The sequence below is a fragment of the Gemmiger formicilis genome, from assembly GCF_900167555.1.
In the GTDB taxonomy this organism is placed as follows: domain Bacteria; phylum Bacillota; class Clostridia; order Oscillospirales; family Ruminococcaceae; genus Gemmiger; species Gemmiger formicilis.
In genome coordinates this window covers 1-16079 of record NZ_FUYF01000023.1, presented here as the reverse complement: position 1 = coordinate 16079, position 16079 = coordinate 1, and the positions used below count along the sequence as shown (strand labels likewise).

The following is a 16079-nucleotide window of genomic DNA, read 5'->3' as shown; positions in this document are numbered from 1 at the left end:
AAAGAGCAGTTCACGAAGAACTGCTCTTTTTCAGTGCATTTCAGGCAATGCCGACGCGGCGAGATTAGTCGCTGACGTAGGGCATCAGAGCCATGTAGCGGGCACGCTTGATGGCAACCGTCAGCTCACGCTGATGGAAAGCGCAGGTACCGGTAACACGGCGGGGAATGATCTTGGCGCGCTCGCTCACGTACTTGCGCAGGCGGGGCAGATCCTTGTAATCGATGTGCTCGACGCGGTCAACGCAGAAGGAGCAAACCTTCTTGCGGCCACGATGCATCGGACGAGAAGAACGATCCATAGCCATTGTGGAAACCTCCTTGTTAGAATGATACGTTCGATTTTAGAACGGCAGGTCGCCCTCATCCTCGATCAGTGCAAAGTCGTCATTGCTGCCGGCAGAATAGCTCGGCGCAGGGGCGGCCTGTGCAGCGGGACGGGGAGCGGGGGCTGCCGTGGGTGCGCCGTAACCGGCATCACCCATCGGTGCGGCGTTTGCGGATTTGGGAGCGGCAAAGTTGACGTTGTTGGCCACGATCTCAATCGCGGTGCGGTTGTTGCCGTTCTTGTCCTGATAGCTGCGGCTCTGCAGACGGCCGTCAATGGCGATCAGAGAACCCTTCTGGAAATACTTGCAGACAAACTCTGCCGTGCGGTCCCAGGCGACAACATCCAGCCAGTCAGCCTGACTCTGGCCGTTGGCGTCACGGCGTCCGCGATCACAAGCGATGCGGAACGACGCAACGTTCTTGCCCGTCGTAGTCTGGCGCAGCTGCGGGTCCGCGGCAAGGCGGCCCATGATTGCAACAACATTCAGCATTGGTTTACTCCTTACTCCTCAACAGCAAGAGTCATGCTGCGAAGAACGCCCTCGGTGATCTTGAAAACGCGGTCCAGCTCAGCCGGGAAATCGGGCTCGCTGGTGAAGCTGATCACCGTGTACACACCCTCGGTCTCATCGTTGATGGGGTAAGCAAGACGCTTCTTGCCCCAATCATCAACAGAATCGATCGTACCATTCGCTGCGATCAGGTTCTTGAACTTGTTGATCAGAGCGTTGGAAGCCTCTTCGTCGAGGTTCGCGGTGGTAACCATCATGGTTTCGTACTTAGCCATATTCTGTGCACCTCCTTTTGGACATTAGGCCTTCTCTTTTAACGGAAAAGACAAGGATAACCGTGTGATTTCACACAGCATCTAATTATAACAAGTAAATCCGCGTTTGTCAACGCAAAATTTGCCCTGCACAGCACAAAATTGCGGATTTTTTAAAAAAACCTGGACGTTCCGTAAAAGTGTCCTATTGCTTTTTCTGCCCGCTTTGCTATAATGGGCTTAATAATGTACAAGTCTTGCTTGCATAGCCGGACGCGGCGCTAGTAGGGGCGAGCATTGCTCGCCCGCTGCCCGCTTGCCATGCAGGAAACGATGGGGGAACGCAGGGCAGCGATAAGGCTGCGCGGGCGACCAATGGTCGCCCCTACATGTGTTCCCGCTTTGAAAAAGAGAAATGGAGCATTCGTATGAGAATCGTGGTCGTCGGCCTCGGCAAGGTTGGCCGTGCCCTGACCGCCCAGCTTACGGCGGAAAATAACGACATTGTCGTCATCGACCAAAACGCTGACCTGATCGAGGACATTGTCAATATCTATGACGTGCGCGGTCTGGCCGGCAACGGCGGCTGCTATGACGTGCAGAAGGAGGCGTTTGAGGACGGCGCAGACCTGCTGATCGCCACAACGTCCAGTGATGAGATCAACATCCTGGCCTGCCTCGTCGCCAAAAAGCTGGGCACGCAGCACACGATTGCACGTATCCGCAACCCGGAGTATGAGAAGCAGCTGCGCTTTATGCGCGATGACCTTGGTCTGTCGATGTTCGTCAACCCGGAAAAAGCCACGGCGCGTGAGATCGCCCGCGTGCTGCGTTTCCCGTCTGCCATCAAGCGTGAGCAGTTCTGCCGCCAGCGGTTTGAGCTGATCGAGTACCGCCTGGCCGACGACAACCCGCTGGTGGGCTTGCAGCTGTCGGACCTGTACCGCAACATCCGGGTCAAAATTCTGATCTGCGCCGTCGCCCGCGGCAGCGAGACGATCATCCCCACGGGTATGTTTACGCTGCGGGCCGGGGACAAGATCTACCTGACGGCCTCGGCCCGGGATCTGGAATCCTTCTTCCGCAAGCTGAATCTGTTCAAGGCCAAGGCCAGCAACGTCATGATCGTCGGTGCAAGCCGGATGACCTACTATCTGGTCAAGGAGCTGCAGGACATCCAGAAGCGGGTGACCGTCATCGACAGCGATGCGGCCCGCTGCCAGGAGATGAGCGAGAAGTTCCCCGGCGTGCTGGTCATCCACGGCGACGGTGCGGATGCCGAGCTGCTGAGCGAGGAGCGCATCACCGATATGGACGCCTTTGTGGCGCTGACCGGCCTGGACGAAACAAACATCATTCTGGCGATGTACGCCTCCCAGATAAACTCCTGCAAGGTCGTGGCCAAGATCAACCGCGAGTCCTTCGCCGAACTGGCCGCTGCCAAGGGGATGGTGGACAGCGTCGTCTCCACGGCGTCGGTCACGTCGGAGTCCATTGCCATGTACGTCCGCGCCATGCAGAACAGCTTTGAGTCGGAGAACATCAAGACGCTGCACCGTCTGGTGGGCGGGCGCGTGGAGGCGCTGGAATTCAACGTTGCGCCGGGTTTGCCGTTCATCGGCGTACCGCTGAAGGATCTGACCCTGCGCAAGGGGCTGCTGGTCGCGGGCATCGTGCGCCGCAATGGCCAGACGGTCATCCCGTCCGGCAACGATGCCCTGCAGGAGGGCGACGATGTCGTCATCGTCACCACCGACACAACGCTGCACTCGCTGCGCGACATTGTAAAGTGAGGGCGCGTCCATGAACTATAAAATGGTAGGGTTTGTGCTGGGGCGCATCTTCCTGATCGAAGCAGCCCTCATGCTCTTTCCCATGGGCTGCGCCGCCATCTACGGCGAGTGGAGCGTTGTGCTTTCCTTCCTGTGGCCGGCGCTGATCGTGCTGGCGCTGGGCCTGATAACCAGCCTGCGCACCCCCCAAAACACGAAAATCTACGCCCGCGACGGCCTGGCCATCGTGGCGCTTGTCTGGGTGCTGATGTCGGTTTTCGGCGCAATGCCGTTTGTCATCTCCGGCGAGATACCGTCCTTTGTCGATGCTTTTTTTGAGACGGTCTCGGGCTTTACGACGACAGGCTCGACAATTCTGACCGACGTCGAGGCGCTGAGCCACGGCACGCTGTTCTGGCGCAGCTTTTCCCACTGGATCGGCGGCATGGGCGTGCTGGTCTTTGCCATGGCCGTGCTGCCCATGACCGATGGCCGTGCCATGCACCTGATGCGCGCCGAGGTCCCCGGCCCGACCTGCGGAAAAATTTCCAGCAAGCTGAGCGACAGCGCAAAGATTTTGTATGCCATTTATCTGGTCATGACCGTCATCGAGACGATTCTGCTCTGCGCGGGCGGTATGCCGCTGTTTGACGCGCTCATTCATGCGTTCGGCACGGCGGGCACGGGCGGCTTCAGCAACAAGGCGCTGAGCGTCGGCGCGTACAACAGCCCGTATTTTGAGATCGTCATCGGCGTGTTCATGCTGCTGTTCGGCATTAACTTTAACCTGTATTATTTCCTGCTGCTGCGTCATTTCCGTGAGGCGTTCGCCTCCGAGGAGATGCACGTCTACTTAGGCATCGTCGCGTTCTCGACGCTGACGATCACGGCGAACATCGCGAGTATGTACGACAGTGTCGGCACAGCGCTGCGCACGGCGTTCTTCCAGGTGTCATCCATCGTCACGACCACCGGCTACGCCACGGCGGACTTCAACCTCTGGCCGACCTACTCCCGCATCGTGATCGTGATCCTGACGTTTGTGGGCGCATGCGCGGGCTCGACGGCGGGCGGCTTGAAAGTATCGCGCGTCATCATCCTTTTCAAGGCGGCACGGCAGGACCTGAACAAGATGCTGCACAGCCATGCCGTGACGACGGTCCGCTTTGAGGGCAAACCGCTGGACGAAAAGACGCTGCGCGGTGTGCACAACTATTTCAACATTTATATGCTGCTGCTGACGCTGTCGGTGCTGCTGCTCTCGCTGGACGGGTTCGATCTGGTGACGACGTTTACATCCGTCGCGACCTGCCTGAACAACGTCGGTCCCGGCCTTGAGATGGTCGGTCCGATGGGCAGCTTTGCGGATTTCTCCGCTCCGGCCAAGCTGCTGCTGGCCTTTGACATGCTGGCGGGCCGTCTGGAGCTCTACCCGATGCTGGCCCTTTTTGCCCCGCGCCTCTGGCGCAAGCGCATCAATGCGATGCACGAGGCAAGAGCGAAGTAAGGGGGAGGGCGGGTGTTCTTTCTTTACAAAGAAAGAACCAAAGAAATTCCAAACCAATACAATCATAGAACCGGGCAGCTGCCATCTTTACGGCAGCTGCCCGGTTTTGGTTTATGTATGGACGTTTCGGGGGTAGGGTGTAGGGCGGCCAGCCCTCTGGCCGCCGCAAGTGGCGTACTGCCTTGCGGTGCCAATCTGTTTTTAAAGGGGGCTATAGGCGGGAAAAAATGTGAGTACCCCCACAAACTGGAATTTGACACTTTGTATTTATCGAGAATACTCTTGAAACCATTTTGCAAAGCGTGATTTATTGAAAATAACGAATTTATATAGTTCTCCATTTTTCATATTAACTGTTGCAATTGGAAAGACTACCCACTTCCAAGAGATTTCTTTTATTTCCTGCATCGGCAAAACTAAATTTCTGTATTTTTTGTCAACTGTAAGCTTGTTTGCCTTGTAAGTAAGCGACTGACTATCGAGGTACAGACCTCCTCCAAGTATGCCATTGTGACACAAACTGCAAACAAAAGATTTCATAGAAACATCCCTCCATTAAATTCCAATTTACCTTATTATACCACACCCCGCCGCTGCGTGTCTATTTCCCGTCGTGCCCGCATACCCTGTACCAAACCACAACAGGGGAGGGGCTTGCCATGCGGCGGGATGCAGACAGAGAGGAACGAAACGCAAGATTGCTGGCGGGCGTGGTGCTGGCGGCTATGTTGGTGATGCTGTCCGGCATCATCCATCTGCTGTACCACCGGGAGTACGCCGAGACCGACACCCCCAACGACTGCTTTGCAGTGTCGGCGGCGACGGGGGAGACGGCGCTGCCCAAAATCGTCTGCCTGACCTTTGACGACGGCCCCAGCAAAAACACCCGGCCAATTCTGGAAATTCTCGATAAGGAACAGGTCCCGGCCACCTTCTTTGTCTGTGCGCAGGACGCCAACGAAAAATATCTGCCCCTTGTGGCGGACATTGCGGCGGCGGGGCATCAGATCGCGCTGCACAGCGCGACGCATCAATACTCCAAAATTTATGCGAGCACCGACGCATTCTGGCAGGACATCAGAACGCTGCGCCAGGCGTTGGAGCCGTATGTGGATGTGGCGGCCATCGACTGGCTGCGTTTCCCCGGCGGCAGCACCAACACGGTCAGCCACCGCTACGGCGGAAACGGCATCATGAAGGCCCTGAAGGCCCAGGCCGAGGACAAGGGCTACCACTGGATCGACTGGAACGTCTGCGCCGAGGACGCCACCGCCAGCCACCCGGATGCCGCGCAGATTTTGCGCAACATTCGCCGCGATGCCGATGGTCAGGACACCTGTGTCGTCCTGCTGCATGATACAAAAGCAACAGGTCAGACCGTCAAGGCCCTGCCCGATATGATCGCCTATTTCCGGGAACAGGGCTACAATTTTTGTACGGTTGCACAGATGGATGCCTTGCAATGTGAAACAAAATAGGGTATAATGTACAAGAATCGAAAAACGGTGGGAGGCGGAACGATGCGCAAAACGGAAAGCCAGAAGATAGCCCTCTGCGGTATGCTGGGGGCACTTTCGGTGGTGCTTTTGCTGCTGGGCAGTGCACTGCAGATCGGCACCTATGCCGCGCCGATGCTGGCGGCGTTCCTGCTCATCCCGGTGCTGGAGGAATACGGCACGCGCTACGCGCTGACCCTCTACGTCTGCGTGGCAATTCTGGCCGTGCTCTTTGTGCCGGAGACCGAACTGGCGCTGTTTTACGTGCTGGTCATGGGCTATTACCCCGTGCTGCGCGTCAAGCTGAACGGCGTAAAAAGCACGCTCCTGCGCTGGGTGCTGAAGTTCGCGGTGTTCAACGCGGGCACGGTGCTGGTGTATCTTTTGCTGTTTGCGCTGCTCGGGCCCGCCGTGCTGGACGAGCTGCTGGCCGACGGCATCGGGATGCTGGCAGCACTGCTGGCCGCGGGCAACCTGTCGTTCTGGCTGTGTGACCGCGCACTGGTGGCACTGACGCGGTATTACCACGTCATACTCAAGCCAAAACTGAAAAAGAAGTTTTAATTCGGGGAGGAAAACAACATGTGGTACGATGAGGCAGTAGTTTATCAGATCTACCCGCTGGGGCTTTGCGGCGCACCGCTGCAAAACGACGGTGACCAGACGCAGGCGAGCGAGCACCGTATTCTGCGGGTGCTGGACTGGGTGGAGCACATCAAGCGCCTGGGCGCGACCTGCGTGTTGTTCAACCCGCTGTTCGAGAGCGATGCCCACGGCTATGACACCCGCGACTACAATAAGGTGGACTGCCGCCTGGGCACAAACGACGACCTCAGGCAGGTCTGCGTAGCGCTGCACGCGGCGGGCATAAAAATCCTGTTTGACGGCGTGTTCAACCATGTGGGCCGTGGCTTCTGGGCGTTCAAGGACGTGCAGGAGAAGCGCTGGGACAGCCCGTACAAGGACTGGTTCCACATCAGCTTTGACGGCAACACCAACTACAACGACGGCTTCTGGTATGAAGCGTGGGAGGGCTGCAACGAGCTGGTCAAGCTGAATCTGCAGAACCCAGCAGTGAAAAACTACCTGTTTGACGTCGTGCGCGGCTGGGTGCGGGACTACGACATCGACGGCCTGCGTTTGGATGTTGCCTACTGCCTCGACCTTGGCTTTCTGGCCGAGCTGCGCGGGCTGGCCGACAGCATCAAGCCGGAGTTCGCACTGGTGGGTGAGACGCTGCACGGCGACTACAACCGCTGGATGAACGACCACGCCTGCCACAGCGTAACGAACTACGAGTGCTACAAGGGCCTGTATTCGAGCTTCAACACGGGCAACATGCACGAGATCAGCTACAGCCTGAACCGCCAGTTCGGCTCCGAGCAGTGGTGCCTGTACACGGGCAAGCACCTGCTGAGCTTTGTGGATAACCACGATGTAACGCGCATTGCGACGATTTTGACGGACAAGGGCTGCCTACGCCCCATCTACGGTCTGCTGTTCGGTATGCCCGGTGTGCCGTCGGTCTACTACGGCAGTGAATGGGGCATGGAGGGCGACAAGCGCAACGGCGACCCGACGCTGCGCCCGGCAGTGGAGAAGCCTGAGGAGAACGACCTGACCGCTTGGATCGCGGCGCTGGCCCACGCCCACACGGGCAGCAAGGCGCTGTGCCGGGGCAGCTACCGCAATGTGCTGGTCCAGCCTAAGCAGCTGATTTTTGAGCGCTACGCCGACGGTGAGCGGGTGCTGGTGGCCATCAACGCGGACGGCAATCCGTTTGACGCCCACTTTGACGCGGGCTGCGGCCGCGCGGTGGACCTCATCACAGGCGCCGACCATGACTTTGGCGGCGGCAGCACGCTGGAACCGTACAGCTGCCATTTCTGGAAATGTGAGCGGTAAGCTTGGAAATATAGCAAAGCCACCTGTCCGTTATGGGACGGGTGGCTTTTTGTTTGCGTGGTAGGAACGCTTATTCCCCTTGTGTGCGGAAAGACCGCACCATCGCAAGAAAATCCTTCTCGCTGAGCAGCGCCAAACCCTGCGCCTCGTCGCCCAGAACGATGAGCCGGTCGCCGGGCTGGATGTTGAAAATTTTGCGTGCCTTCGCCGGTATCACGATCTGCCCCTTGTCGCCGACCGTGACGAGCCCAAAGGCGTGCTTGCCCTTGGGCGGCACGTTCAGGCCGGTGGCGGCAGAGTCGTAGTTGACAAGGTCGTCCAGCGTGACGCCGAAAATCTCCGCCAGCTGCTTGCAGCGGTCGATGTCGGGCAGGCTTTCGCCGGTTTCGTACTTCGAGAGGGTCTGGCGGCTAACGTTCAGTTGTTCGGCCAGCTCCTCTTGCGAGAGACCGTTCAGCTTGCGCAGCGAGATAAGGTTGTCACAAAACATGGTTTTTCTCCTTTTGGATGCCGAACACACAGTACCGCACGACCGGGATGCGGCGCAGCACCGCGTACAGCGCCAGCCCGCCGCCGAACGCTGCCGCCGCCGACAGCAGATACACCCCAACGCCGCGCCAGCGCAGGCAGCACACGAGGCCGTAGGCGGCAGCCGACAGCGCTAAATAATGGCAGATGTACAGCCCGAAGCTGTGCTGCGTCATAAATGCCGCGAACCGCCCGGTGCGGTCGCCCCAGCGCTTCATACCGCCGAAAATCGCCAGACAGGCCGCCCACGCATAGGCGATGGCCAGCGGGCTGTTCACGTTGGGGGCTTCGGCGTAGTTCAGCCCCCTGCTGCGACAGAGGTACGCCGCCCCCAGCACGGCGGCCGCACCGCACAAGATCGGCGCACGGTGGGCAAGCGCGTCCACGACGGCCTGCTGCGAGAAAACGTAGTAGCCGGCCAGATAGCTGAAAAGGTAGATGCCGAATCGATACACCGCGATGACCGGCGTGTTCAGCACCTGCGCCGCCGCCCATGCGGCCACGCCCAGCAGCACGACCGCCCAGCAGGGGAGTGCCGCGCATTTTGCAAGCAGCCGCCCGCCCTCGATGCGGCGCACGGCCAGCAGGACGAGGGCGCAGACCCACAGCACATGGCATGTCCACAGCACACCCGTGCCCGACAAGACCATGATGAGATAGAGCACCGGTGCGGGCACTCCGGCTGGGATATTCGTGAACGCGCCGCTGAACGCCATGTTGAAATACCCCTGCGCCCAGCCCAGCACCAGCAGCCCCAGCGTCGAGGGGACGAGCAGCTTCCGCGTGCGCTCGGCCAAAAACGCCTTGGCACTGCGCTTGTCCAGCGCATACCGCGTGCACGCGCCGCTGACGAGGAACAGCACGACCATGAACCACGGGTAGAGCAAATATTGCAGCGCATCCTGCCCGGCGAAGTCCGTCACAGCCCCCACGACGCCCGCCGTGAGGGTGTGGTTGTACATGAAAAGGACGTGGTAGAAGACGACCGCCAGCACCGTCGCCCAGCGGATGTTATCGAGGTAGTACTTTCTCATATTTAACCCACCCTTGCTACGATTTTTAACAAGTATAGCAGAGGCAGGGGCAAATGAACACCAACGGGATTTTTCGAAACGGCTGGAAAAATGTTAAGATTCGTGGCGATAGTACCAGTATAGGAGATGCGGGATTAAATTGCAAGAAAAATGCCCCCGCGAGTTGTTCGCTCGCAGGGGGTGCTTTGTAGGGGCCGCACATGTGCGGCCCGCGGCGTTATGGGAGATATGCGTTTGCGGGAAGGCAGGAGGGCCGGGCATGCCCGGCCCCTACGGGGCGGCCCATGTATGGGTTAAGGTTTTAAAGTTTCTTTGCCTACTTTCTTTTCAAAGAAAGTAGGTCACAGGTTCGTATACCCCATCAGCTTTTCATCCACGACGGCAGCGGTGTCGCGGCCCTCGCGCAGCGCCCAGACGACAAGGCTCTGGCCGCGGCGCATATCGCCGCAGGCGAACACCTTCGGGTCGGCAGTGGCGTACTTCACATCGGCCACGGTGCCGCGCTTCGTGCGCTCGACGCCGAACGCGTCGGCCACATAGGGCTCGCAGCCCGTAAAGCCTGCCGCGATCAGCACAAGGTCGCAGTCCACGGTGAACTCTTCGCCGGTGGGCACCATCTGGCGGCGTCCGTCCACGACCTCGCTTTTCAGCTTGGAGATCAGCGCGCCGCAGACCTGCCCGGCCTCGTTCTTGTAGAACTCCTTGACCGTCGTCTGGTAGACGCGGGGGTCAAAGCCGAATTTGGCGATGGCCTCCTGCTGGCCGTAGTCGGTTTTCAGCACGCGGGGCCACTCCGGCCAGTCGTTGCCGGGGGCGCGGGCCGCGGGCGGGCAGGGCATCATTTCCAGCTGCATGACGCTCTCGCAGCCCTGGCGGATGGCCGTGCCGACGCAGTCGTTGCCGGTGTCGCCGCCGCCGATGACAAGCACGCGCTTGCCCGCAGCGGAAACCGCCTTGCCGTCCGCAAAGTTGGAATCCAGCAGACTGCGGGTCACGCTGGTCAGGTAATCCACCGCAAAGAAGATGCCCTGCGCGTCGCGGCCCGGGGCCTGGATGTCGCGGGCCTGCTTCGCGCCGCAGCACAGCACCACGGCGTCATAGCGGGCCTTCAGCTCCTCGGCGCTGACCGTATTGCCGACGTCGGCGTTAAAAACAAACTCAATGCCCTCGTCCTGCAAAATTTTCACGCGGCGGTCAATGACCCACTTTTCCAGCTTCATGTTGGGGATGCCGTACATCAGCAGGCCGCCCGCGCGGTCCTCGCGCTCATAGATGGTCACGCGATGGCCGCGCTTGTTGAGCAGGTCGGCCACGGACAGGCCCGCGGGACCTGCGCCGATGACCGCCACGGTCTTGCCCGTGCGGGCCGGGGGCGGCACGGCATGAATGGCGCCGCTCTCGTAACCGTATTCCACGATGGCGCGCTCGTTTTCCTTGACCGTGACCGGGTCACCCGTGACGTTGCCGCAGGTGCAGGCCGCCTCGCACAGGGCGGGGCAGACCCGGCTCGTGAACTCCGGGTATCGGTTCGTGGCGATCAGCCGGTGCACGGCCAGATCCCACTTGCCCTGATAGACCAGGTCGTTCCACTCGGGGATCAGGTTGTTCAGCGGGCAGCCGCTGAACATGCCGCCCAGCTGAACGCCGCTCTGGCAGAAGGGGACGCCGCAGTCCATGCAGCGTGCGCCCTGGGCCTGCTGCTCGTCGGTGTGCAGCGGGACGTGAAACTCGTTAAAATTCCGGATGCGCTCCTCGGGCGGCAGCTCTAAACTGGTCTGCCGCGTAATTTCCATAAATCCTGTCGGTTTGCCCATGGTACTCTGCCTCCCTTACTTTGCGCTTTTCATGGCGTAGAACGCCTCGATCTGGGCCTGCTCGCTGTCCTCGCCCTTTTCCTCCATCTGGGCGATCAGGCGCAGCATCTTGTCGTAGTCGTGGGGCAGGACCTTCTTGAACTTGGGCAGATACTCGCCGAAGTTGTCAAGAATTTCCTTGCCGCGCGGCGACCCGGTCAGCTCCACATGCTCACGGATCAGGTCTTTCAACAGCGATACATCGTACTTGTGCTCCACAGGCTCCAGACTGACCATGTCCTTGTTGACGCGCTGGTAGAAGTCCCAGTCCTCGTCCAGCACATAGGCGATGCCGCCGCTCATGCCGGCTGCAAAGTTCTTGCCGGTCTTGCCAAGCACGACCACCGTGCCGCCGGTCATGTACTCGCAGCCATGGTCGCCCACGCCCTCCACAACGGCAGTTGCGCCGGAGTTGCGCACGCAGAAGCGCTCACCGGCCACGCCGTTGATGAACGCCGTGCCGCCCGTAGCACCGTACAGTGCCACGTTGCCGATGACGATGTTCTCGCTGCGGTCAAAGGCGGCGTCCTTCGGCGGGTAGACGATGAGCTTGCCGCCGGACAGACCCTTGCCGATGTAGTCATTCGCGTCGCCGACCAGCTCGAGCGTCAGGCCCTTGGGGATGAACGCGCCGAAGCTCTGGCCGCCGTAGCCGTGGCAGACGACATGGAACGTGTCGTCGGGCAGCGTGTTGCCGAACCTGGCGGTGATCTCGCTGCCAATGATCGTGCCGAACGCGCGGTCCGTGTTGCCGACGTCCAGCGTGACGGTGCTGGGCTTCGGCTCGGCGGAGTCGAAGCTCTTTTTGAACTTCTTCATCAGGATGCGCATATCGGGGGTCTTTTCCAGCTGGAAGTTGTAAACATCTTTCGCGTTGAAGTGTACGTTGGAGTTCTCGACCAGCGGGTTCTGCAAAAGCGCGGTCAGGTCCATCTCACCGGCGCGGGAGCCTGCGGGCGCGGGTTTGACCTTGAGCAGGTCGGTGCGGCCCACCAGTTCATCGACGGTGCGCACGCCGAGCTTTGCCATGTACTCGCGCAGGTCCTCGGCCATGAAGCGCATAAAGTTCATGATGTACTCGGGCTTGCCCTTGAACCGCTTGCGCAGTTCGGGGTTCTGGGTGCAGATGCCCATGGGGCAGGTGTCAAGGTTGCAGACGCGCATCATGACGCAGCCCATGGCCACCAGCGGGCCGGTGCCGAAGCCGAATTCCTCGGCACCCAGCAGGGCGGCAATGGCAACGTCGCGGCCACTCATCAGCTTGCTGTCCGCCTCGATGCGGACGCGGCTGCGCAGACCGTTCATGATCAGGCACTGGTGTGCCTCGGCAATGCCCAGCTCCCACGGCAGACCTGCGTTGTGGATGGAGTTGCGGGGGGCTGCGCCCGTGCCGCCGTCAAAGCCGGAAATCAGGATGACCTCCGCACCGGCCTTGGCAACGCCCGCGGCAATCGTGCCGACACCGGCCTCGCTGACGAGCTTGACGTTGATGGCTGCCTTGCGGTTGGAGCACTTCAAATCGTAGATCAGCTGCGCCAGATCCTCAATCGAGTAAATATCGTGGTGGGGCGGGGGAGAGATCAGGCCGACGCCGGTGGTCGAGTTGCGGGTCTTGGCGACCCACGGGTAGACCTTGCCGCCGGGCAGCTGGCCGCCCTCGCCGGGCTTCGCGCCCTGCGCCATCTTGATCTGGATCTCACTGGCGGAGACGAGGTACTTGCTTGTCACGCCGAAGCGGGCAGACGCCACCTGCTTGATGGCGGAGTTGCGCTCGGTGCCGTAGCGGTCCTCGGCCTCGCCGCCCTCGCCGGTGTTGGACTTGCCGCCCAGACGGTTCATGGCGATAGCCATGCACTCGTGGGCCTCCTCGGACAGTGCGCCGTAGCTCATCGCCGCGGTCTTGAAGCGCTTGACGATGGAGTCAACGCTCTCGACCTCGTCGAGGGGCACACCCTGCTCGGGATAGTTGAAGTCCAGCAGGCTGCGCAGGTGCATCGCGTCGCCGTTCTCATTGGCAGCGGCGGCGGTGTACTGCTTGAAGGTATCGTAATTGCCGGTCCAGCAGGCCTGCTGCAAAAGGTGGATGGTCTGCGGGTTGTAGAGGTGCTGCTCGGCAGCGGGGCCACCGCGGAACTTGTGCGCACCCAGGCTCGGCAGCTCGCGGTTGATGTCCAGACCCAGCGGGTCGAATGCTTCCTGGTGGCGGGCTTCCAGATCATTCTGGATGTCCTGGATCGTGATGCCGCCCACGCGGGAGACGGTGTTCGTAAAGTATTTGTCGATGACCTCTTTCGAGATGCCCAGCGCCTCAAAGATCTGGCTGCCCGCGTAGGACTGGATCGTGGAAATGCCCATCTTGGACGCGATTTTGACAATGCCTGCCAGCACGGCCTTGTTGTAGTCGCTGACAGCGGCGTAGTAGTCCTTGTCGAGAAGGCCGTCGGAAATCAGCTCACCGATAGTCTCCTGCGCCAGATACGGGTTGATGGCAGCTGCGCCGTAGCCCAGCAGCGTGGCGAAGTCGTGTACCAGGCGCGGCTCGCCGCTTTCCAGAATCAGCGCCATGGCGGTGCGCTTGCGGGTGCGGACCAGATACTTGCTGACCGCGCCCACAGCCAGCAGACTGGGAATGGCGACGTGGTACTCGTCAATGTCACGGTCCGACAAAATCAGGATGTTCGCGCCGTCGCGGTAGGCGCGGTCCACATCGACAAACAGGCGCTCAATAGCCTTTTCCAGGTCGGTGTTCTTGTAGTAGCAGATGGACAGCGTCACGACCTTGAAGCCGGGCACGTCCATGGCCTTGATCTTGAGCAGGTCGGTCTCGGTCAGGATCGGGTTCTCGATTTTCAGGACCTTGCAGTTGTCGGCGTCCTCCTCCAGAAGATTGCCCTGTGCGCCGACGTAGACGGTGGTCGAGGTGACGATCTTCTCGCGCAGCGCGTCGATGGGCGGGTTCGTGACCTGCGCAAACATTTGCTTGAAATACTCGCTCAGATTCGGGCGGGTGTGGCTCAAAACGGCCAGCGGAGTATCGCTGCCCATGGCCCCGGCGGGCTCGCCGCCGTTCTTGGCCATCGGCAGAATGATCGTGGAGACGTCCTCATACCGGTAGCCGAACGCCTTCTGCAGCTGGACAAGCTGATCCTTCGTGTAGCTGGGCACCTTCTTGTTGGGCACCTTCAGGCTGGACAGCGGGACGAGGTTGCGGTCCAGCCACTCGCCGTAGGGCTGGCGGCTGGCGTAGTCAGCCTTCAGCTTTTCGTCGTCGACCAGCTCGCCCCTGACGGTATCTACCAGCAGCATCTTGCCGGGGCGCAGACGGTCTTTGCGCACGACCTCGTCGGCGGGGATGTCCAGCACGCCGACCTCGCTGGAAAGGATCAGGCGGCCATCCTTCGTGATGTAGTAGCGGCTCGGGCGCAGGCCGTTGCGGTCCAGCACTGCGCCCATCACGTCGCCGTCGCTGAACAGGATGCTGGCGGGGCCGTCCCACGGCTCCAGCATCGTGGCATAGTACTGGTAGAAGTCGCGCTTCTTCGGGTCCATCGACTTGTTGTTGTCCCACGGCTCGGGGATCGTGACCATGACGGCCAGCGGCAGATCCATGCCGTTCATGACCATGAATTCCAGCGTGTTATCCAGCTGGGCAGAGTCGGAGCCGCCCTGGTTGACGATGGGCAGAACCTTCGTCATATCGTCCTTTAAATAGTTGGAACCGATGGTTTCCTCGCGGGCAAGCATCGTGTCCACGTTGCCGCGGATCGTGTTGATCTCGCCGTTGTGCAGGATGAACCGGTTGGGGTGGGCGCGGTTCCAGCTCGGGGATGTGTTCGTCGAGAAGCGGCTGTGCACCATGCCGATGGCGGATTCATAGTCGGCGTCCTGCAGATCGGGATAGAACAGGCGCAGCTCCTTGACGAGGAACATACCTTTATAGACAATGGTGCGGCTGGACAGGCTGCAAACGTAGGTGTCGGGGCTGGACTGCTCAAACACGCGGCGCGCCACATAGAGGCGGCGGTCAAAGGCAATGCCGGCCTCGACGCGCTGCGGCTTGCCCACAAAGCCCTGCCAGATGCTGGGCATGCAGGCAATGGCCTTGTGGCCGAGCACCTCGGGGCAGGTGGGAACCTCGCGCCAGCCTAAGAAGGGCAGACCCTCCTTTTTGCAGACGATCTCAAACAGCTTCTTGGCCTGGTTGCGCTTGAGCTCATCCTGCGGGAAAAAGAACATGCCAATGCCATATTCCCGCTCTGCGCCCAGGGTCAGCCCCTGCTCGGCAGCGGCCTTCTGGAAGAATTTGTCGCTGATCTGCGTCAGAATGCCGACGCCGTCGCCGGTTTTGCCCTCGGCGTCCTTGCCCGCGCGGTGCTCCAGATGCTCCACGATCTGCAGCGCGTCGTCAATGGTTTTGTGGCTCTTGCGCCCCTTGATGTCCACCACAGCGCCGATGCCGCAGTTGTCATGCTCAAACCGGGGGCTGTACAGCCCGGCGGGGGTCTTGCGCTCGGTAAAGTTTTCCATACCTCGTTTGCTCCTTTCCCAATCCCGTTAAACCGCGCTGCGTCGCACATTTGCCGCGCGGGCGGGATAAACAAAAAAGACGCTCCCAACAGGGCACACAGGCCCCTTGTGGGAACGTCTTTGTTCTTGTCTGCATCATACCATAGATGCCGCCGCTTTACAATCCCGAAGCAGAAGATTTTACGGAAATTAAGCGAAAAACGTTTAGAAATTTGGTTTAGCAAGCGTAAACTTAATAAAATTAAGCTTCGTGGACTTTCTGCCGCTTTGTAGGGGCGGCATATATGCCGCCCGCGGCCTAACGGCATCTCTCTTTTCTGGTTTGCATTGTAGGGAGGGGTCTTGACCCCTCCGCGGCGGCC

At 60.2% G+C, this 16079-nt stretch carries 13 protein-coding genes; 5 read left to right on the top strand and 8 right to left on the bottom strand.

The window, feature by feature from the left end:
* Positions 1 to 64 precede the first annotated feature (64 nt).
* From rpsR to rpsF, 3 genes are read right to left on the bottom strand one after another with little or no spacing between them, the layout of a single operon-like run.
* Positions 65 to 307: a 30S ribosomal protein S18 gene (gene rpsR / locus B5D32_RS12695; protein WP_040917474.1), complete on the bottom strand. Its 243-nt coding sequence runs from the start codon at positions 305 to 307 to the stop codon at positions 65 to 67.
* A 36-nt stretch (positions 308 to 343) separates the two neighbouring features.
* Complete coding sequence (locus B5D32_RS12690) at positions 344 to 820, bottom strand: single-stranded DNA-binding protein (RefSeq protein ID WP_078785371.1); 477 nt, start codon at positions 818 to 820, stop codon at positions 344 to 346.
* Positions 821 to 831: 11 nt separating this feature from the next.
* Positions 832 to 1116 (bottom strand): 30S ribosomal protein S6, encoded by a 285-nt coding sequence (rpsF, locus tag B5D32_RS12685; protein ID WP_078785370.1) that lies wholly within the window; start codon positions 1114 to 1116, stop codon positions 832 to 834.
* A gap of 407 nt (positions 1117 to 1523) precedes the next feature.
* Here rpsF and trkA point away from each other — a divergent pair, with 407 nt between their 5' ends.
* Positions 1524 to 2888 carry a Trk system potassium transporter TrkA gene (gene trkA, locus B5D32_RS12680; RefSeq protein WP_078785369.1) on the top strand — a complete coding sequence of 455 codons (1365 nt, stop codon included), beginning with the start codon at positions 1524 to 1526 and terminating at the stop codon, positions 2886 to 2888.
* Positions 2889 to 2898: 10 nt separating this feature from the next.
* A complete protein-coding gene (locus tag B5D32_RS12675) occupies positions 2899 to 4374 on the top strand; it encodes a TrkH family potassium uptake protein (RefSeq protein WP_078785368.1) in 1476 nt (491 codons plus the stop codon).
* Positions 4375 to 4641: 267 nt separating this feature from the next.
* Here B5D32_RS12675 and B5D32_RS12670 read toward each other — a convergent pair whose 3' ends face one another.
* Positions 4642 to 4914 carry a hypothetical protein gene (locus tag B5D32_RS12670; RefSeq protein WP_078785367.1) on the bottom strand — a complete coding sequence of 91 codons (273 nt, stop codon included), beginning with the start codon at positions 4912 to 4914 and terminating at the stop codon, positions 4642 to 4644.
* A 119-nt stretch (positions 4915 to 5033) separates the two neighbouring features.
* On the opposite strand from B5D32_RS12670, the gene B5D32_RS12665 reads away from it, so the two are divergent.
* The 3 genes from B5D32_RS12665 to B5D32_RS12655 are packed head-to-tail and all read left to right on the top strand — an operon-like array spanning position 5034 to position 7775.
* Positions 5034 to 5852, top strand: coding sequence for a polysaccharide deacetylase family protein (locus B5D32_RS12665; protein ID WP_242943470.1), 819 nt, complete (start codon positions 5034 to 5036; stop codon positions 5850 to 5852).
* Positions 5853 to 5894: 42 nt separating this feature from the next.
* The gene (locus B5D32_RS12660) at positions 5895 to 6434 is read left to right on the top strand and encodes a hypothetical protein (protein WP_078785366.1); all 540 of its coding nucleotides are present in this window, start codon (positions 5895 to 5897) and stop codon (positions 6432 to 6434) included.
* Between the two features lie 18 nt (positions 6435 to 6452).
* Entirely contained in the window at positions 6453 to 7775 is a 1323-nt protein-coding gene (locus B5D32_RS12655; RefSeq protein WP_078785365.1) for an alpha-amylase family glycosyl hydrolase, read from the top strand.
* Between the two features lie 70 nt (positions 7776 to 7845).
* Here the strand turns inward: B5D32_RS12655 and B5D32_RS12650 are convergent, their stop codons facing one another.
* The 4 genes from B5D32_RS12650 to gltB all read right to left on the bottom strand — a co-directional run bounded on the left by B5D32_RS12650 (position 7846) and on the right by gltB (position 15717).
* Complete coding sequence (locus tag B5D32_RS12650) at positions 7846 to 8265, bottom strand: helix-turn-helix domain-containing protein (RefSeq protein ID WP_078785364.1); 420 nt, start codon at positions 8263 to 8265, stop codon at positions 7846 to 7848.
* Complete coding sequence (locus B5D32_RS12645) at positions 8255 to 9337, bottom strand: acyltransferase family protein (protein ID WP_078785363.1); 1083 nt, start codon at positions 9335 to 9337, stop codon at positions 8255 to 8257. The genes B5D32_RS12650 and B5D32_RS12645 overlap by 11 nt, the downstream gene beginning before the upstream one ends.
* Positions 9338 to 9678: 341 nt before the next feature.
* Positions 9679 to 11151 (bottom strand): glutamate synthase subunit beta, encoded by a 1473-nt coding sequence (locus tag B5D32_RS12640; protein ID WP_078785362.1) that lies wholly within the window; start codon positions 11149 to 11151, stop codon positions 9679 to 9681.
* Between the two features lie 15 nt (positions 11152 to 11166).
* Complete coding sequence (gltB, locus tag B5D32_RS12635; RefSeq protein WP_078785361.1) at positions 11167 to 15717, bottom strand: glutamate synthase large subunit; 4551 nt, start codon at positions 15715 to 15717, stop codon at positions 11167 to 11169.
* Between the last annotated feature and the right edge of the window lie 362 nt (positions 15718 to 16079).